We start from the raw sequence: 18653 nt of genomic DNA on the forward strand, positions 1-18653 counted from the left end.
GCCTAGCTTTTCTTGCGCATGGAAGCGTCAAGGTGGTCTACCGTTTCCGCCCAGTCGGCATCTTCTTCAATGGCTTCACGCAGGAATTCAGCCTGGCCTTCGTTCCAGCAGGGTGCCTCGGCAAGGGGCATATTGGCTGGCAGAGGGGAGTTTCGTTCAATGAAACGCTCGATGGCGGCACTGTCTGAGGCAAGGCCCAGTTGCTCGAAAAGCTCACTGAAATGATGAACGGGTTTTTCCATGAATGACGTTCCTTCAGATTATTGCAAAAGTTGATCGATACCTTTTAAACATAGACGCATTTAGCATGCAATACGAAGTGAAAAACTAACGTTCTCCTACCAGGGGTGTTAGAAACCTGCGACGTTGATCAACGGTGGTAAGCGGTTGGGCAAGGAGGTGAACCAGCTTGGTGTAGGCGGCTTCGGGGGTCATGCCGTCGCCGGATAGAACGCCGGCCTCGACCAGCCCGTGCCCGGCAGCGTAGTTCCCCAAATGCACGCTGCCCTGAGGGCATTGACTGATCGCCGCCACCAGTTTGCCTTCGCCACTGGCCGAGGCCAGGACATTCAGCAGTTCAGGCTCCGGCGGTAAGTTGCCGGCCCCCCAGAGTTGCAGTAACGCTCCCCTCACGCGGCTATCATCGAGCCAGGCGGAAAGCTGCCAGGCGGTAATGCCCGGCCACAGTGCCACCCGTACCACGGCGCCTTGCGTCAGCGGAGAGTAGTCAGGCAGCTCGAAGCGTGGGGCACCGCGCTGGAGAACTGCCAGGCCGCGTCCTTGGTAATAGATGAAATCATCTCCGATGCGCTCACCCAGCAGCGGGTAATTGGGGCTGGCAAAGGCATTAGCCGATTCACTGTGCTGCTTGCAGGCTCGTACCCCACGCAACAGTTGGCCAGCGAAATAAATAGCTACTTCCTGAAGGGCTGGGTTGGCGGCGAAATGCAGAGCACCCTGGATATTCTCCAAGGCATCGCCATTGGCCACTTCAAGCGGTTCCATGGCGCCGGTCAGGATCACGGGACGATCCAGCCCCTGAAGCTGATAGGCTAGACTGGCTGCGCTCCAGCTAAGCGTGTCGGTGCCATGCAAGATGACAAAACCGCTATAGGCTTGATGTTGTGCCACAATATCACTAGCCAACTGTTGCCAAGTGGTGGCGTTGGCCGCACTGGAGTCGATTAACGGTAAGTCACTCAAGATGTCAAACGATGGGAGTTGTTGACGTTGACGAGGTGAAAGCTGTGTCAAGGCATGGTCCAGGCGCTGAGCAAAATTTCCGCTGGGTGCCAGTCCATGTTCTGACATCTGCATGCCTATGGTGCCACCGGTGTAGATAACCAGGACACGAGCATCTCGGGGGGCGTTAGAGGCAACGCTTGAGGTATGGCTCATGATGTTTTGGGTCCTCCTCGACAAAGGATGGCATCAGCAGGGAGGTTAATGCTTGCGCGTGACAAGCTTCCCATCTTCGTTATCCAGCTGACGATTACGTCCGGCAAACATGGCTAAACCGCAACATACCCCAATCAAGCCGATCAGTAACCAGGCGATGTGAGTAATGTCGGCGCCCGCTTGCAAGAGTAAACCTACACTTAATGGACCCAGCGAGGCTAGTGTATAACCACCGCCTTGCACCAGGCCGGAAAGCTGACCGGAAAGCCGTGAATTGGCCGTGCGTAATACAAGCAGCGTCAAGGCAAGGCTGAAACTGCCGCCTTGGCCCAATCCTAACAGTACCGCTCCCGGCCAGCGCCAAGCCAAGGGTGCGATGAGCAATAACCATAATCCTGCAGCGGTGCACAATAACATCAGTAGCAGGGCAGGGCGCTGGTCACGCCCTAGACGGGCCAGCCAGGGAGCGCCCAAGGCAGAGAAGATCTGGCACATGATCGAAACAGACATGAGCCAGCCGGCATTTGCTTCGGCGTACCCTCGATAGATCAAAAGCGTAGGCAACCAGCCGAAGACGATGTAAGCCATCGAGGACTGCATTCCCATGTACAGCATGATCTGCCAGGTTAGCGCCTTTTTCAGCAGCTGGAGTAGGCTCTGTTGCTGTATGGATGCCAAGGGGGTAGCGGCTGGGGCAGGCATGTAACCCAGCCATAGGATCAGAGCAAAAATGGCGAGCAGTGACCAACTCATCAACCCGAGTCGCCAGCTACCCCATAGTTCCGCCAAGGGAATGCTTAACCCAGCCCCCAGAGCGCCGCCCAGACACAGTGCCATCGTGTATATGCCAGTCACCAGGTCAGCATTGCCGGGAAGCTCGCGTTTGACCAGCGCCGGCAACAGTGTGCCGCCAACGCCGATGGCGGCCCCGGCCATGGCGGTACCTAGGAAAAGTACCCCTGGTAAAGGCAGGCCACGTAGAATCAGACCGGTTGCCAGAGCGGCAAGCGAGAGGCCCAAGGCCCGCTCGCTACCCAGGCGCTGGGCGAGCAAGGGCGCTAAAGGAGCCGCGAGCCCCAGGCACAAGACGGGTAATGTGGTCAGGACACCGGCAGCAAAAGCTGACAAGCCTGCAGTTTCCTGCAGACGTGCCAAAAGAGGAGCTATCGAGGAAAGTGCCGGGCGTAGATTAAGGCCCACCACCACCATCAGCAGAATAAAGACGAACGAACGACGAGAAAACGCCATTGACTAGGCGATCACTAGTTGAGATGGCGGCGCAGGTCACCACGTACCGCATCAAGTAACGTAATGAAGTGGTAATTGCCGGCACTACCCACCTCATCTACCCGTACTGTCGTGGCCATGCCTTTGTCGATTTGTATCTGATCGAAAATTTCCAGCGTTACTTTACGTGCCGGCTGTGTTCCTACTTCAATGTGGCCTTGCTCCAATGTAAAGGTGTCCAGCAGGGTGGCGCGAACCCGGGTGGTATTGCCCTCGCTGAGTACTCGTCTGATAAACAACCAGCCTTCACAGGGCAGTGCCTTGCCGGTTTCGCCTTGGCGTAGAAACAGGGTACGGTAGCACGCGCCTTCCGTGGCCGCCTTTTCCGCCATGCTGCGATACGCTTGTACCACTTGGTTGGCCGTGGCACGGGCATCGGTCAGGCGTTGAGCAATGCCTTGGTGTTCGCGGCTTAGTTGCTCTTGATGCTGAAACGTCAACCACTGCTGATATTCAGCCATCAATCGAGATGATGCCATAAACCCTCCAATGCTGGGTGTGTCGCCTAGCTGCGGGCGCTTCTGCTGCGTGAGCGCGGAGCCGGTTTGGTGCTACGTTCGGTACGTTTACTGTCAGTGCCACGTCTCGCGGGCTTTTGGCCACGATTCTGACGCCCATTTTCGATCGGCTCGGCCTTGATGCTAGGGTCAGGAGCAAAACCTGCTTCCTCGCGTTTTACCAGGTCGCGCTTGATCAAACGCTCAATGCCTTTCAAGAGATCCTTTTCATCGATACACACCAATGAAACGGCTTCGCCTTCACTGCCGGCACGACCAGTACGTCCGATACGATGCACATAATCTTCGGGCACATTGGGCAGGTCGAAGTTGACCACATGGGGGAGTTCGCTGATATCCAGGCCCCGTGCAGCTATATCCGTCGCCACCAATACCTGAAGCTCACCACCTTTGAAAGCGGTAAGGGCACGGGTTCGGGCGCTTTGGCTCTTGTTGCCATGAATAGCCATCGCGGGAATCGATTCCTTTGAAAGCTGTTCGGCCAAGCGATTGGCACCATGCTTGGTGCGGGTGAATACCAGCACTTGATGCCAGCCATATTGCTGAATCAAATGGGCCAGGAGTTCACGCTTGCGGACACGGTCCACGTGGTAAACCGCTTGTTCCACTGTTTCAGCGGTAGTATTGCGCCGCGCAACCTCAATGATTGCCGGGTTATCCATCAACTGGGTGGCCAGTCCTTGGATCTCGGTAGAAAACGTAGCGGAAAAAAGCAGGTTCTGGCGCTGTTTGGGCATTACGCGAAGAAGTCGCTTGATGTCATGGATGAAGCCCATGTCGAGCATGCGGTCGGCTTCGTCGAGTACCAGAATTTCAACGGCGGAAAGATCGACATGGCGTTGCTGGAGAAGGTCCAGCAGGCGACCGGGTGTGGCGATCAAGACGTCGAGCCCAGGCTTCAGGGCATCCACTTGAGGCTGTTGGCCCACGCCGCCAAAAATGACGTGAGAGCGCATCGAAAAATGCTGGCCATAAGTGGCCACGCTTTGGCCTACCTGAGCGGCAAGCTCGCGGGTAGGCGTCAAGACCAGTGCTCTTACTTGCCGCTTCCCTGGCCGCTTGCCTTCGCTCAGGCGTTGCAGCATGGGCAAGGTGAAACCTGCCGTTTTACCGGTGCCGGTCTGGGCCGTGGCCAGGAGGTCACGACCTGAAAGCACGGCCGGAATGGCTTGCTGCTGGATCGGGGTCGGGGTGGTATAGCCTTGTGCCGTTACGGCACGCAGCAAATCGGTATGGAGGCCGAGTTCAGAAAAGCTCATGCGTTCTCCGCAATCACCTGCCGGCAGCGGATAGCGCACCGGTCAGAGGTGTTCAGTTCAAAGAGCGATAGTAAGATGAATCCACATCGCGGTGGGGGATAATGCCAGATAACCGGGCACGCCGCGAGGGTAAACACATTCTCGACACTGCTTGGGCGATGGCTCACGACTTGGTTTGTACCTGGCGGATGGCCTGGGCAATCTGCTCGGCGGCCTTGTCCCAGCTTACCGCCAAGGCGCGTACCAAGGCGGGGTATCCATCGCTTTGCAACTCGGTTCGGGTATCGAAACTGTCCAGGCGAAGCAGCTGACCTTGGGGGTCACGCAGTTGCCATTGGCCGCTGACCACGGCATAGCCATCTTGGCGGCCTTGAAAACTGTCGACTTCCAAGCGCAGTGTCAATGCTTGTGAATGGGAAGCTTCTTCCCTGAGTACCTGGGTGGAAGGCAGCTGTTGGGTCAGGCGCGCCCGCATGCCGCGTTCGAGTTGTCGACCCAGGCTTTCCGCCCATTGATGTTCTCGGGCTTCATGCAGCGTGATGTCGTCAAGCTGCATGACGATACCCTCGACATCCAGATAGTGAGCCAGACGCGGGGTACGAAGCAACAACGTATATTCCGGCGTTTGGCTGGGTTGGGCAACATCGTCTCCCGGCAACATATAGCGTGAAGGCGGGGTGATGCTGGAAGCGCATGCCGCCAATCCAAGCATCGAGACAAGCAAGGCACTCAGGTAAATCAATCGACAAAACATGAATTGGCTCCGGGTAACTGGGTATCTCGATTCAAGGGCGCGGTGCTCGCGGCACGGGGTCCTGGGTGTCCAGGTTATCGAACAGCAGGGCGCGCGGATTCTCGTTCAGCGCTCGAGTCAAGGGTTGAAGGTCGCGCATCAGCCGGTCAAGTCGTCCAATGGCGTTGGTAAGTTCCTGATAGGCTGGCGAAGTCGGTGAGAGGCCCTGCATCGTGCTGCGCAATTCCTCCAGGGTGGCATTGAGATTGCCGCCGACCGCTCGGGTTTCCGGGTTGTCGAGCAGGCTGTTCAGCGAGCCGGCAACGTTTTGCATTTCTTCGAGCATGGTTTCGGAAGCTTGAAGGTTACGGTCCAGCCCAGCCAATAAGGGTTCGACTTCAAGGTCGTTGAGCTTTTCCAGCAAGGTGGTGATCTGCGATTGTATTTGTGCAAAGCCACCCGCCTCGGTGGGGAACACGGAGCGGTCGGCAAATTCCTCTTCGACGTATTCGTCGGCCAGCTCACGCTGGAAATTCAGGTCGACGAACAGCGCACCTGTCAGTAAGTTGCCGCTTTTCAGTGACGCCCGCAAGCCCAGATTGAACAGACGCTTGAAGCGTGCATCCCATTCGTCGAGATCGATGGCGGCATTTTCAATTCCGAGACGCTGTGGCTCTATGCGGATAAGCACGGGAATCGCGAAACGTGCCCGAGAGTCCGGCTGGGGCGCGGTAAATTTCCAGGGCACCGCCGCCACGGTACCCACCCTGACACCTCGGAATTCCACCGGCGCCCCACGAGATAGTCCGCGTACGGTCTCGTCGACCAGCAGAACGTATTCCAGATAGCGGTTGAAGGTCCCTTGGCGGGCACTGTCTTCGTCGGCATAAAGGCTGAAGGTGGTATCGGGCTCGACCATTTCGCCCATGGGCAAGTCTTCCGGAACACCAAAGGTGACGCCTCCGCCCAATAACGCTTCGAGGGATTCTACACTGACCCTGAACCCATCGGCATCCAGACGTATATCCACGCCGCTTGCCGACCAGAAACGGGTGCTTTCGGTGACCAGAGTGGTATAGGGTTCTTCAATGAAAATCTGATGATTCATCATCCGGCTTCCGGCGTTGAAGTTGACTTCTTCTACCCGCCCCACCGTAAAGCCCTGATAGGAAACCGGGTCGCCTACGCGTAAGGAGTTCCCGACTTGGCTGATGAGGTTGAAACGCATCCCACTGGCGCCAGCCGGTGCCACAGGCGCCGACTCGCTGACTTCAAACTCGCGTTGAGGCTCATCCGAGGTGCCAGGCTCCAGTTGGATATAGGCACCCGAGAGCACCGTGCCCAACCCGCTGATTCCTTCCCTGCCGATGCGTGGCTTGACGACCCAGAAACGGCTATCCTCACGCAGCATGGCTTCCGCTGAGGGGCTGATACGGGCGGTAATCACGGCATGCGAAAGATCGTCGGATAACCTGACTTCCTGGACACGTCCTACCTCCACGTTGCGGCTGCGTATCAAGGTGCTGCCGGCTTCGATGCCTTCGGCACTGTCCATGGTCAAGGTGATCAGCGTGCCCCGGCTGGTGTAATTATCATAAACCAGCCACAGGCCGATGATCAGGGCCACCAAAGGTACAATCCAGATCGGTGAAAGCCGCGTTTGAGGCGACAGCTTGGCACGATGCAAGCTGCTTTCATCGGTAGCGGAGGAGGAGGCTTCAGCCATCAATGTTTTCCTTGGGGCCTGAAAAAAGACGCTCTTGGCGCGGTAAAGGAGAATCCCAGATCAAGCGCGGGTCGAAGGACATGGCGGCGAGCATGGTAAGGGCCACCACAGCACCGAATGCCAGCGCAGCCGGCCCCGGCGTGATCGACATCAATGAGCCGGCACGAATCAATGCCACTAATATTGCCACGACGAACACATCCACCATGGACCAGCGGCCGATAAATTCGGTAACACGATAAAGTCGCGTGCGCGCAGCTGCATTGAGCTCATTACTGCGCTTTACCACCAGGCACAACCAGACCAGGGCCACGAGTTTGCTTACAGGAACAATAATACTGGCGATGAAGATGACCGCCGCCACCGGCCAGGAACCCATCTGCAATAATTCGACCACGCCGCCGATAATGGTGGAAGGGGTTGAATCCCCCAGGCTGGTGGTGGTCATGATGGGGTAAAGGTTCGCTGGGATGTACATCACCGCAGCAGCACCGAGCAGCGCCCAAGTGCGTTGCAAGCTGTGAGGGACGCGAGCATGCAAGTGTTCATGGCAGCGAGCGCAATAGTTCTTGCCATGCGAAGAAAGTCGATTGATCAAGCCGCAGGTTGTGCAACCGGTCAGGCCTTGGACAAAAGCGGTTTCACCGGTAATGGTGCCTTCAGGCGCCAAGGGCTCACCTTCCAGAGAAAACCACATCCAGTCTGCATCCAGCGACTGAGTGGTCAACAACAGCAAAATGGCGAAGGCACAAAACGCCCAGAACGACACGCCCAATTCGATTTGGGCTATTCCGGCTACCTTGATCAAGCTCACCAAGGCACCAATGATAAATACATCCGCCATCATCCAGGGCGTCAAATGGGAAAGGGAGCGGGCAATGTCCCTGCTGGCGGGCAGTGCTTTTTCTCGTAACAGGCCATACTGAAGCCAGACCACCCCGACTAGATAAAGCGCTGGCAGCACGACAATCGTGAGGATGACGGCAATGGCGACGATGGGCTGGTGAAAGCCGATCAAGGCAGTGGCGGTTTGCGATAGCTCAATCTGGTTGCCGATGCCTCCGACACTAAAGCTGACGAATGGAAACGCTACGGACAGGATCAGGGCAGTCAAGGCGGCAATTGATAATGCCATGCTACGTTGAGCAGGAAAATGATGGCGACGAACCAGGGTATGGTCGCAGCGTGGACATTCCGCCTTTTCCCCTCCCTTGAGCGCGGGTAACGCTACCACCCAGTCACATTCGTGACAGGCACGTAACCGGCGACGGCGGGTGCGTGCTTCTGGAGGAGAGCGATCCACAAAGGGTGTTGCGCCCGGCATGGCAGGCAAGGATCTAAGCTTTCCAGGGTGACGTATCAACAAATCGTGAGTCTTTCCACTACGGGAGCCTTCCTGCGAAATATAGGTGCGCCTCTATACGGTGGGTGACGATAAACGATCTATCAGCAATTTAATAGTTAGCCGAGTCATCGCTTGACCTGATCGCGTTCATGGACAACGATGCTCGCGCAATAGTGCCCTGAATGAATACATTATTAAGGAAAAACGATGCTGCTCCCTTCGCTGTCGGTGATTGTTGGTCTGGTGCTGCTGATCTGGAGTGCAGAACGCTTCATTGATGGTGCTGCCTCGACGTCGCGGTGGCTGGGATTATCTCCCCTGCTGATCGGCATGCTAGTGATCGGTTTCGGGACCTCCGCACCGGAAATGACGGTCTCGGTCTTGGCTGCCGCTCAAGGTAATCCCGGCTTGGCGTTAGGCAATGCCTATGGTTCGAATATCGCTAATATCGGTTTAGTATTGGGAACTGTGGCATTAATCACGCCATTGGCGGTGCATTCAAGCGTTATCCGTAAGGAAATGCCGCTGTTGTTAGTGGTGACCCTGCTTTCTGCGTTAACTCTGCTCGATGGTGTAATTGCACGCTGGGAAGCGCTGACGCTGATAGTGATACTGGTTGCTTTCATTACCTTCAGTATTGTGCGTTCCAAATATCAGCAGGAGGAGGATCCCCTCGTGCAGGAGGTGGCGGAAAGCCTGGATAGCAAGCCGATGTCACTCAAGGTTTCCTTGCTCTGGACGCTGGTCGGGTTGGTGCTCTTGATTGCCAGTTCGCGCCTTTTGGTATGGGGGGCGGTGGAAATTGCCTTGAGTTTCGGGGTAAGCGATCTGATTATTGGCTTGACCGTCGTGGCGGTGGGTACCTCATTGCCCGAGTTGGCGTCTTCGATTAGTGCGTTGCGTCGCCGTGAACATGACTTGGTGTTGGGCAATGTGGTGGGATCGAACCTTTTCAATACTTTGGGAGTGGTGGGTCTTGCCGGACTGATAATGCCGATTGAGACCGGTCGAGAAGTGTTGATGCGCGACTGGAGCGTAATGACCGGAATGACGGTATTGATGATTCTGTTTGCCTTTGCTTGGCGTGGCCGTAAGCGTCGCATCAATCGGGTGGAAGGTGGGATGCTGCTGGCCATGTTTATCGCTTACACGGCATACATGATTAGCTTGGTGGTATTGGCCTGAGATTTGGCTAAAAGCCGCAATGCAACGATCCGCCACCGATCAGCAGTGCAATAACGCTTACAGACGAAGTGCGTTCTCTTTACAATCCAAGCTCAGTTAACAAGCTTGGATTGTAATCCTATATTCAAGAACAATAAAATTGCCACATGGATTAGCTCATCTAAGCTTGTGTTGTCGTAGCTGCCTCCACAGGACTTAGGAGAACGTCATGGAGCTCGATCCGCTGTTGTTATCGCGAATACAATTCGCCTTTGTTGTGTCCTTTCACGCTATTTTCCCTGTGTTCACCATTGGGCTTGCCTCCTACCTCGCTTTGCTTCATGCCCTTTTCTACAAGACGCAGAACCCCGCTTGGGAGCGTCTGGCGATCCTTTGGACCAAGGTTTTCGCGGTTGTCTTCGGCATGGGCGTGGTGTCCGGCATCGTCATGTCCTTTCAGTTCGGTACCAACTGGAGCAATTTTTCCCAGTCCAGCGCCAATTTCATTGGGCCGTTGCTGAGCTACGAGGTGATAACGGCCTTCTTCCTTGAGGCGGCTTTTTTAGGGGTTTTATTGTTCGGCCGCGGCAAGGTGTCCCAGGGTGTTCATCTGTTCGCCGCCATCATGGTGGCGCTGGGCACCTTCATCTCGACGTTCTGGATACTTGCGGCCAATAGCTGGATGCACACACCGTCTGGTTTCGAGATGATCGATGGCGTCGTACACGTTACCTCCTGGATGGAGGCGATTTTCAATCCCTCTTTTCCTTTTCGCCTCACACATATGGTAATGGCGTCATTCCTCACCGGTGGCTTCGTGGTGGCGGGTGTCAGCGCCTGGTATCTCTTGATCGAGCGTGATGTGCAAGCCAATCGCAAGGCATTATCCATGTGTCTGTGGCTCCTTCTGGTCTTGGCGCCGGCTCAGGCGGTGATTGGTGACTTTCACGGTATCAACACGCTCGAGCATCAACCCACCAAGCTGGCGGCCATGGAGGGCAACTGGGAGACGATGCAAGGCGCGCCCTTGCTATTGTTTGCCTTGCCGGATCGTGACCACCAGGAGAACCGTTTTGAAGTCGGTATTCCCTACGGGGCAAGCCTGATTCTTACGCATGAGCTGGATGGCGTGGTGCCGGGGATCAGTGAATCGCCCCCCGAAGAGCAGCCGCCGGTGTGGATTACATTCTGGGCATTTCGAATCATGGTCGCCATTGGCTTCACGATGATTGGGGTCGCCTTGGCAGGGCTGTATCTACGCCGTGGAGGAAAAGTATATCGTTCACGGCGCTTCTTGCAGACCCTCAGAGTCATGTCGATCACACCCTTCATCGCTGTGCTGGCAGGGTGGGTCGTGACCGAGACGGGGCGCGCACCCTGGTTGATCTACGAAACGATGACCCATGCCGAAGGGGTGACGCCTTCGCTGACCGGTGGAATGGCGCTGTTTACCCTGGTGGGTTATATGGCGGTTTATGGCGTTATTTTTTATGCCGGTACGTATTATCTCACTCGGGTGATCCGGTACGGCATGCAAGCGAAGGAGGAAGAAAAGCTGGTCGACGATTTTGAAACGCCCAAGCGGCCTTTTTCGGCAACCAGTACACCCTTCGATGACAATCCTGCCAAAGGAGAGGGTTAAGCCATGGAAATGTTCGATCTATCAGTGATATGGGCACTTATCATCGGTTTCGGCATCCTAATGTATGTCCTCATGGACGGTTTTGATCTGGGCTTGGGAATCCTTTTCCCTTTTGCACCGGATGAAGATGCCCGGGACGTGATGATGAATTCTGTCGCACCCATCTGGGATGGTAACGAGACCTGGCTGGTGTTGGGAGGAGCAGGGTTGTTGGGAGCCTTTCCTCTGGTCTATTCGGTTTTCCTGCCGGCGCTGTATATCGGTGTATTCCTGATGCTGGCGGGGCTGGTTTTTCGCGGTGTGGCCTTTGAGCTGCGCTTCAAGTCTCGTCGTAACCGCCGTAATCGGCGCCTGTGGAACAGGGCGTTCAGCTGGGGGTCGGCAATTGCGGCCTTTGCTCAGGGAACGGTGGTAGGCACCTATATACAGGGCTTCGAGACGCAAGAGGGTGTCTTTGTCGGGGGTGCTTTCGATTGGCTGACTCCGTTTACGGTATTGACGGGTATCGGCATCATGATTGGCTATGCATTGCTGGGAAGTACCTGGCTGATTCTGAAATCCGAAGGCTACATTCAGCGGTGGGCTTACAAATTGACCTTGCCGCTACTGCTGGCGGTATCGGCAATTTTCATGATCATCAGTATCTGGACGCCTATGGTGAACCCCGGCGTCTGGGAACGCTGGTTCGGCAATATCCGCTTGATCTGGATATTGCCGGCATTGACGTTAGTGTGCATGTTTGCCCTGTACTGGTCGGTTCGGCGTCGCCGTGAGTTGATGCCTTTCATGGCGACCCTGGGGATATTCCTGTTCACTTATCTGGGACTGGTGGTAAGTAAGTGGCCGATGATCGTACCGCCGAACTACACCCTATGGGATGCTGCCTCGGCACCGGAATCTCAGCTTTTCCTGTTGGTCGGCGTACTGTTTGTTCTGCCGTTCGTGCTCGGCTATACCTTCTGGTCTTATTGGGTATTTCGCGGCAAGGTGAAAGTGGGCGAGGGATATCATTAATCGGCTCTTCGACGTTGGGTGTGGTGATAGCGCCTGTATCTTTTCAGTAACGGCGGTATACCGACTGGGGGAGAGAGTTCGGAAACTTTCCGCTGGCCCAAGCCAAGAGGAGGTGTCGACTCACCGTGCCTGAGCGAAGTACTTGAGTTCGGGGTTAAAAGTGGGGCGCCTGACTATGCAAGCGGTCTCGAATATCCCAGAATTAAACAAGAAAAATAAGGAGCCTATTTCATGCATGAATTCCTCAAGCGTTTGCCCAAGGTAGAGCTACATTTACATATTGAAGGAACCTTGGAACCCGAGTTGTTGTTTACCTTGGCCGAACGCAATGGCGTTATGCTTTCTTATGCATCGATAGAAGACGTATACGCCGCTTATGATTTTTCTGACTTACAGTCATTTCTGGATATTTATTATCAGGGGATGAGTGTGTTGCAGAAGGCTGAAGACTTCTATGCGCTGGCTATGGATTATTTTCGCCGGGCCAGTAATGAAGGCGTGGTTCATGTCGAGATGCACTTTGACCCCCAGGCACATATTTCCCGAGGCGTTGGATTATCCACTATCCTGGAAGGGTTGAACCTGGCTCGGCAAGAAGCGGAGAGTGAGCTTGGGCTTTCCAGTGCATTGATCATGGCCTTTTTGCGTGACCGTCCCGCAGCAGAGGCAATGCAGGTGCTGGAAAGTGCTAAGCCCTATTGGGATATATTAGATGCCGTCGGGCTGGATAGTGCTGAAAAAGGCAACCCTCCAGAAAAATTTAGTGAAGTATTCGGTCGAGCCAAGCAAATTGGTATTCCACGGGTAGCCCATGCAGGAGAGGAGGGGCCGGTTGACTATATCTATCAAGCTCTGGATTTGCTCGACGTGTGCCGCATTGATCATGGCGTGCAGTGCTTGCAAGACCCTGCGTTAGTGGAGCGATTGCGTAACCAGGGCACAGTGCTGACCGTATGCCCACTTTCCAATGTGCGGTTGAAAGTGGTTGAAAGTATGCAGGCGCACCCACTGCCTCAGTTGTTAGACGCTGGGCTTGTAGTGACAATCAACTCCGATGACCCAGCGTATTTCGGCGGAGGTATGTTGGCAAACTTTATAGCCTGTCATCAGGCGTTCGGATGGCAGGAAGCGGTGTTTTGCAAGCTGGCAGCCAATGCTATTGATAACGCCTTCATGGGCGAGGTGCGCAAAGCGCAGCTATACGAGCAGTTGAAGAAAGTTGCTGGGTGCTAAAACTATGCATCGACAAGAGAAAATCTCGCGTAATGGTTGACCTCGGCTTTATATCGAGTATTATACGCACACCTCGAAGCAGCTGCAGCGCAGCAGCACGAGACGCTCTTTAACAATTGATCAGGTAATTCATGTGGGCGCTTGCCGATGAGGGTGACAATGTCACCGAAAATCAAGGCAAGCGACTCAAGCAATAAGGTTTTTCGGAACCTGTTTTGAATGAAATCGTTTGAACCTTGAGCCAAGTTTGATCCGCTTCTGTGACTTTCGAGTGACAGGCAAGGATCACAATGATTTGAAACTGAAGAGTTTGATCATGGCTCAGATTGAACGCTGGCGGCAGGCCTAACACATGCAAGTCGAGCGGTAACAGGCCCTTCGGGGCGCTGACGAGCGGCGGACGGGTGAGTACTGCATAGGAATCTACCCGGTAGTGGGGGATAACCTGGGGAAACTCAGGCTAATACCGCATACGTCCTACGGGAGAAAGCAGGGGCCTTTTGGCCTTGCGCTATCGGATGAGCCTATGCCGGATTAGCTGGTTGGTGAGGTAATGGCTCACCAAGGCGACGATCCGTAGCTGGTCTGAGAGGATGATCAGCCACATCGGGACTGAGACACGGCCCGAACTCCTACGGGAGGCAGCAGTGGGGAATATTGGACAATGGGGGCAACCCTGATCCAGCCATGCCGCGTGTGTGAAGAAGGCCTTCGGGTTGTAAAGCACTTTCAGCGAGGAAGAACGCCTGGCGGTTAATACCCGCCAGGAAAGACATCACTCGCAGAAGAAGCACCGGCTAACTCCGTGCCAGCAGCCGCGGTAATACGGAGGGTGCGAGCGTTAATCGGAATTACTGGGCGTAAAGCGCGCGTAGGCGGCGTGATAAGCCGGTTGTGAAAGCCCTGGGCTCAACCTGGGAACTGCATCCGGAACTGTCAGGCTAGAGTGCAGGAGAGGAAGGTAGAATTCCCGGTGTAGCGGTGAAATGCGTAGAGATCGGGAGGAATACCAGTGGCGAAGGCGGCCTTCTGGACTGACACTGACGCTGAGGTGCGAAAGCGTGGGTAGCAAACAGGATTAGATACCCTGGTAGTCCACGCCGTAAACGATGTCGACCAGCCGTTGGGTGCCTTGAGCACTTTGTGGCGAAGTTAACGCGATAAGTCGACCGCCTGGGGAGTACGGCCGCAAGGTTAAAACTCAAATGAATTGACGGGGGCCCGCACAAGCGGTGGAGCATGTGGTTTAATTCGATGCAACGCGAAGAACCTTACCTACCCTTGACATCCTGCGAAGCCGGAAGAGATTCTGGTGTGCCTTCGGGAGCGCAGAGACAGGTGCTGCATGGCTGTCGTCAGCTCGTGTTGTGAAATGTTGGGTTAAGTCCCGTAACGAGCGCAACCCTTGTCCTTATTTGCCAGCGGGTCATGCCGGGAACTCTAAGGAGACTGCCGGTGACAAACCGGAGGAAGGTGGGGACGACGTCAAGTCATCATGGCCCTTACGGGTAGGGCTACACACGTGCTACAATGGCCGGTACAAAGGGTTGCGAGCTCGCGAGAGTCAGCGAATCCCAGAAAGCCGGTCTCAGTCCGGATCGGAGTCTGCAACTCGACTCCGTGAAGTCGGAATCGCTAGTAATCGTGAATCAGAATGTCACGGTGAATACGTTCCCGGGCCTTGTACACACCGCCCGTCACACCATGGGAGTGGACTGCACCAGAAGTGGTTAGCCTAACGCAAGAGGGCGATCACCACGGTGTGGTTCATGACTGGGGTGAAGTCGTAACAAGGTAGCCGTAGGGGAACCTGCGGCTGGATCACCTCCTTAAACGACACGTCAGCCCTTGCGGCAAGCGCTCACAATGAATTACCTGATCAATATAGAGCAAAACGGTAACAAGCGAGTGCCTTGGCTTTCGCTTTGCCGGGTCTGTAGCTCAGTTGGTTAGAGCGCACCCCTGATAAGGGTGAGGTCGGCAGTTCAAGTCTGCCCAGACCCACCAAATTCCTGTGATGCTGCGTCAACATGCTTCTCGTATAGCAGGCTATACGTCGTCGCATCTTGCCTTGTCTCACAGAAATTTGTGGAGAAAAGGTGTCGCACGATGGGGCCATAGCTCAGCTGGGAGAGCGCCTGCCTTGCACGCAGGAGGTCAGCGGTTCGATCCCGCTTGGCTCCACCAACCGTCTACCGTGAATTACCGTCAGTGGTCAGTGATAAGCATTCGAGACGCTCAATGCTTATCACTGTTCATTGAACAGTCGCTCTTTAACAATGTATATCATGCTGATGAACGCAGAAGACGCAAGTCTTCTGCATGTTGTCATTGCGACCCAGACTCCTTCGGGTTATAGGGTCAAGCAATGAAGCGCACACGGTGGATGCCTAGGCAGCCAGAGGCGATGAAAGACGTGGCAGCCTGCGATAAGGCTCGGCGAGGTGGCAAACAACCTGTGACCCGGGCATTTCTGAATGGGGAAACCCACTCATCACAAGATGAGTATCGTGCACTGAATACATAGGTGTACGAGGCGAACCAGGGGAACTGAAACATCTAAGTACCCTGAGGAAAAGAAATCAACCGAGATTCCCCTAGTAGCGGCGAGCGAACGGGGACCAGCCCTTAAGCGTGTGACTGATTAGGCGAACAAGCTGGGAAGCTTGGCCGTAGCGGGTGATAGCCCCGTAGTCGAAAATCTGATCACGTGAAATCGAGTAGGTCGGGGCACGAGAAACCTTGACTGAACATGGGGGGACCATCCTCCAAGGCTAAATACTCCTGGCTGACCGATAGTGAACCAGTACCGTGAGGGAAAGGCGAAAAGAACCCCGGAGAGGGGAGTGAAATAGATCCTGAAACCGTGTGCGTACAAGCAGTCGGAGCCCACTTGTTGGGTGACGGCGTACCTTTTGTATAATGGGTCAGCGACTTATTTTCAGTGGCGAGGTTAACCGTATAGGGGAGCCGTAGGGAAACCGAGTCTTAACTGGGCGCGCTAGTCGCTGGAAATAGACCCGAAACCGGGCGATCTATCCATGAGCAGGGTGAAGGTTGAGTAACATCAACTGGAGGCCCGAACCAGGATCTGTTGAAAAAGATTTGGATGACTTGTGGATCGGAGTGAAAGGCTAATCAAGCCCGGAGATAGCTGGTTCTCCTCGAAAGCTATTTAGGTAGCGCCTCATGTATCACCACCGGGGGTAGAGCACTGTTTCGGCTAGGGGGTCATCCCGACTTACCAACCCGAGGCAAACTCCGAATACCGGTGAGTGCAGCGTGGGAGACACACAGCGGGTGCTAACGTCCGTTGTGAAAAGGGAAACAACCCAGACCGTCAGCTAAGGTCCCCAAATCCTGGTTAAGTGGGAAACGATGTGGGAAGGCTCAGACAGCTAGGAGGTTGGCTTAGAAGCAGCCACCCTTTAAAGAAAGCGTAATAGCTCACTAGTCGAGTCGGCCTGCGCGGAAGATGTAACGGGGCTAAACCAGGTACCGAAGCTACGGGTGCGTTCTTAGGAATGCGCGGTAGAGGAGCGTCGTGTACGCCGATGAAGGTGGATTGAGAAGTCTGCTGGAGGTATCACGAGTGCGAATGCTGACATGAGTAACGATAAAGGGCGTGAAAAACGCCCTCGCCGGAAGACCAAGGGTTTCTGTTCGACGCTAATCGGAGCAGAGTGAGTCGGCCCCTAAGGCGAGGCCGAAAGGCGTAGTCGATGGAAAACGGGTCAATATTCCCGTACCGGACATGATTGCGATGGGGGGACGGAGAAGGCTAGGTGGGCCAGGCGTTGGTTGTCCTGGTGAAAGTGAGTAGGCCGAGGTCCTAGGCAAATCCGGGACCTTAACGCCGAGACACGAGATGAACTGACTACGGTCAGGAAGTCACTGATGCCACGCTTCCAGGAAAAGCCTCTAAGCTTCAGATCATGTGCGACCGTACCCCAAACCGACACAGGTGGTCAGGGAGAGAATCCCAAGGCGCTTGAGAGAACTCGGGTGAAGGAACTAGGCAAAATGGTGCCGTAACTTCGGGAGAAGGCACGCCGGCGTAGGGTGACGGGACTTGCTCCCTGAGCCCGAACCGGTCGAAGATACCAGGTGGCTGCAACTGTTTATTAAAAACACAGCACTCTGCCAACGCGCAAGCGGACGTATAGGGTGTGACGCCTGCCCGGTGCCGGAAGGTTAAATGATGGTGTTAGCCCTCGGGCGAAGCTCTTGATTGAAGCCCCGGTAAACGGCGGCCGTAACTATAACGGTCCTAAGGTAGCGAAATTCCTTGTCGGGTAAGTTCCGACCTGCACGAATGGCGTAATGATGGCCACGCTGTCTCCACCCGAGACTCAGTGAAATTGAAATCGCCGTGAAGATGCGGTGTACCCGCGGCTAGACGGAAAGACCCCGTGAACCTTTACTATAGCTTCACACTGGACGCTGATGTTGCCTGTGTAGGATAGCTGGGAGGCTAGGAACCCCGGACGCCAGTTCGGGGGGAGCCAACCTTGAAATACCAGCCTGGCATCATTGGCGTTCTCACTCAGGTCCCTTATCGGGATCGAGGACAGTGTGTGGTGGGTAGTTTGACTGGGGCGGTCTCCTCCCAAAGCGTAACGGAGGAGCACGAAGGTACCCTCAGCACGGTCGGACATCGTGCATTGAGTGCAAGAGCATAAGGGTGCTTGACTGCGAGACAGACACGTCGAGCAGGTGCGAAAGCAGGTTCTAGTGATCCGGTGGTTCTGTATGGAAGGGCCATCGCTCAACGGATAAAAGGTACTCCGGGGATAACAGGCTGATACCGCCCAAGAGTTCACATCGACGGCGGTGTTTGGCACCTCGATGTCGGCTCATCACATCCTGGGGCTGAAGTCGGTCCCAAGGGTATGGCTGTTCGCCATTTAAAGTGGTACGCGAGCTGGGTTTAGAACGTCGTGAGACAGTTCGGTCCCTATCTGCCGTGGGCGTTGGACGTTTGAGAAGGGCTGCTCCTAGTACGAGAGGACCGGAGTGGACGACCCTCTGGTGTTCCGGTTGTCACGCCAGTGGCATTGCCGGGTAGCTATGGTCGGACGGGATAACCGCTGAAAGCATCTAAGCGGGAAGCCCCCTTCAAGATGAGACGTCCCCGAGGCCTTGAGCCTCCTGAAGGGCCCAGCGAGACCAGCTGGTTGATAGGCACGGTGTGGAAGCGCTGCAAGGCGTTGAGCTAACGTGTACTAATGGCCCGTGAGGCTTGACCCTATAACACCCAAGGGGTCTGATCGCAGGACAACAGACAATCAGCCCGTCGCCCAGGCGACGTGCCCTCAGCATGATAGACATTAA

At 55.2% G+C, this 18653-nt stretch carries 12 protein-coding genes, 2 tRNA genes and 2 rRNA genes; 8 read left to right on the forward strand and 8 right to left on the reverse strand.

The features are described 5' to 3' along the window. Nucleotides 1-2: 2 nt before the first annotated feature. The 8 genes from LG290_RS06995 to LG290_RS07030 form a co-directional block, all read right to left on the reverse strand. Nucleotides 3-242: a DUF2789 domain-containing protein gene (locus LG290_RS06995; RefSeq protein ID WP_160416865.1), complete on the reverse strand. Its 240-nt coding sequence runs from the start codon at nt 240-242 to the stop codon at nt 3-5. A gap of 85 nt (nt 243-327) precedes the next feature. After that, nucleotides 328-1398 (reverse strand): asparaginase, encoded by a 1071-nt coding sequence (locus LG290_RS07000; protein ID WP_499836801.1) that lies wholly within the window; start codon nt 1396-1398, stop codon nt 328-330. Between the two features lie 45 nt (nt 1399-1443). After that, nucleotides 1444-2646 (reverse strand): MFS transporter, encoded by a 1203-nt coding sequence (locus LG290_RS07005; protein WP_499836802.1) that lies wholly within the window; start codon nt 2644-2646, stop codon nt 1444-1446. A gap of 14 nt (nt 2647-2660) precedes the next feature. Continuing rightward, nucleotides 2661-3164, reverse strand: coding sequence for a hypothetical protein (locus LG290_RS07010; RefSeq protein ID WP_160416862.1), 504 nt, complete (start codon nt 3162-3164; stop codon nt 2661-2663). A 26-nt stretch (nt 3165-3190) separates the two neighbouring features. Further along, nucleotides 3191-4462, reverse strand: a complete 1272-nt coding sequence (locus LG290_RS07015; RefSeq protein WP_499836803.1) for a DEAD/DEAH box helicase — start codon at nt 4460-4462, stop codon at nt 3191-3193. Nucleotides 4463-4625: 163 nt separating this feature from the next. Next, nucleotides 4626-5216 (reverse strand): PqiC family protein, encoded by a 591-nt coding sequence (locus LG290_RS07020; protein ID WP_499836804.1) that lies wholly within the window; start codon nt 5214-5216, stop codon nt 4626-4628. Between the two features lie 31 nt (nt 5217-5247). After that, a complete protein-coding gene (gene pqiB / locus LG290_RS07025) occupies nt 5248-6921 on the reverse strand; it encodes an intermembrane transport protein PqiB (protein ID WP_499836805.1) in 1674 nt (557 codons plus the stop codon). Further along, nucleotides 6914-8245: a PqiA/YebS family transporter subunit gene (locus tag LG290_RS07030; RefSeq protein ID WP_499837054.1), complete on the reverse strand. Its 1332-nt coding sequence runs from the start codon at nt 8243-8245 to the stop codon at nt 6914-6916. Before LG290_RS07030 ends, pqiB begins: the two co-directional genes overlap by 8 nt. 228 nt (nt 8246-8473) lie before the next feature. On the opposite strand from LG290_RS07030, the gene LG290_RS07035 reads away from it, so the two are divergent. The 8 genes from LG290_RS07035 to LG290_RS07070 all read left to right on the forward strand — a co-directional run bounded on the left by LG290_RS07035 (nt 8474) and on the right by LG290_RS07070 (nt 18569). After that, entirely contained in the window at nt 8474-9451 is a 978-nt protein-coding gene (locus tag LG290_RS07035) for a calcium/sodium antiporter (RefSeq protein WP_160416858.1), read from the forward strand. 208 nt (nt 9452-9659) lie between these two features. Beyond that, entirely contained in the window at nt 9660-11072 is a 1413-nt protein-coding gene (locus tag LG290_RS07040) for a cytochrome ubiquinol oxidase subunit I (protein ID WP_499836806.1), read from the forward strand. Nucleotides 11073-11075: 3 nt separating this feature from the next. Continuing rightward, on the forward strand, nt 11076-12086 hold the full coding sequence (gene cydB, locus LG290_RS07045) for a cytochrome d ubiquinol oxidase subunit II (protein ID WP_499836807.1): 1011 nt from the start codon (nt 11076-11078) through the stop codon (nt 12084-12086). Nucleotides 12087-12317: 231 nt separating this feature from the next. Then, nucleotides 12318-13319 carry an adenosine deaminase gene (locus tag LG290_RS07050; RefSeq protein WP_499836808.1) on the forward strand — a complete coding sequence of 334 codons (1002 nt, stop codon included), beginning with the start codon at nt 12318-12320 and terminating at the stop codon, nt 13317-13319. A gap of 298 nt (nt 13320-13617) precedes the next feature. Next, nucleotides 13618-15151 (forward strand): 16S ribosomal RNA (locus LG290_RS07055). A 98-nt stretch (nt 15152-15249) separates the two neighbouring features. Continuing rightward, nucleotides 15250-15326: transfer RNA gene (locus LG290_RS07060), tRNA-Ile, on the forward strand. Between the two features lie 104 nt (nt 15327-15430). Then, nucleotides 15431-15506 (forward strand) — tRNA-Ala (locus tag LG290_RS07065). 172 nt (nt 15507-15678) lie between these two features. Then, nucleotides 15679-18569 (forward strand): 23S ribosomal RNA (locus LG290_RS07070). The 16S and 23S rRNA genes sit together here with 2 tRNA genes alongside, the layout of an rRNA operon. The last annotated feature ends 84 nt before the right edge of the window (nt 18570-18653 follow it).

This window comes from Halomonas sediminis, from assembly GCF_044871105.1.
GTDB lineage: Bacteria > Pseudomonadota > Gammaproteobacteria > Pseudomonadales > Halomonadaceae > Vreelandella > Vreelandella zhuhanensis.

Bases quoted from the DNA above. Each gene is read 5' to 3' on its own strand.
- LG290_RS06995 (WP_160416865.1), bottom strand. From the start codon at position 242: ATGGAAAAACCCGTTCATCATTTCAGTGAGCTTTTCGAGCAACTGGGC.
- LG290_RS07000 (WP_499836801.1), bottom strand. From the start codon at position 1,398: ATGAGCCATACCTCAAGCGTTGCCTCTAACGCCCCCCGAGATGCTCGT.
- LG290_RS07005 (WP_499836802.1), bottom strand. From the start codon at position 2,646: ATGGCGTTTTCTCGTCGTTCGTTCGTCTTTATTCTGCTGATGGTGGTG.
- LG290_RS07010 (WP_160416862.1), bottom strand. From the start codon at position 3,164: ATGGCATCATCTCGATTGATGGCTGAATATCAGCAGTGGTTGACGTTT.
- LG290_RS07015 (WP_499836803.1), bottom strand. From the start codon at position 4,462: ATGAGCTTTTCTGAACTCGGCCTCCATACCGATTTGCTGCGTGCCGTA.
- LG290_RS07020 (WP_499836804.1), bottom strand. From the start codon at position 5,216: ATGTTTTGTCGATTGATTTACCTGAGTGCCTTGCTTGTCTCGATGCTT.
- pqiB (WP_499836805.1), bottom strand. From the start codon at position 6,921: ATGGCTGAAGCCTCCTCCTCCGCTACCGATGAAAGCAGCTTGCATCGT.
- LG290_RS07030 (WP_499837054.1), bottom strand. From the start codon at position 8,245: ATGCCGGGCGCAACACCCTTTGTGGATCGCTCTCCTCCAGAAGCACGC.
- LG290_RS07035 (WP_160416858.1), top strand. From the start codon at position 8,474: ATGCTGCTCCCTTCGCTGTCGGTGATTGTTGGTCTGGTGCTGCTGATC.
- LG290_RS07040 (WP_499836806.1), top strand. From the start codon at position 9,660: ATGGAGCTCGATCCGCTGTTGTTATCGCGAATACAATTCGCCTTTGTT.
- cydB (WP_499836807.1), top strand. From the start codon at position 11,076: ATGGAAATGTTCGATCTATCAGTGATATGGGCACTTATCATCGGTTTC.
- LG290_RS07050 (WP_499836808.1), top strand. From the start codon at position 12,318: ATGCATGAATTCCTCAAGCGTTTGCCCAAGGTAGAGCTACATTTACAT.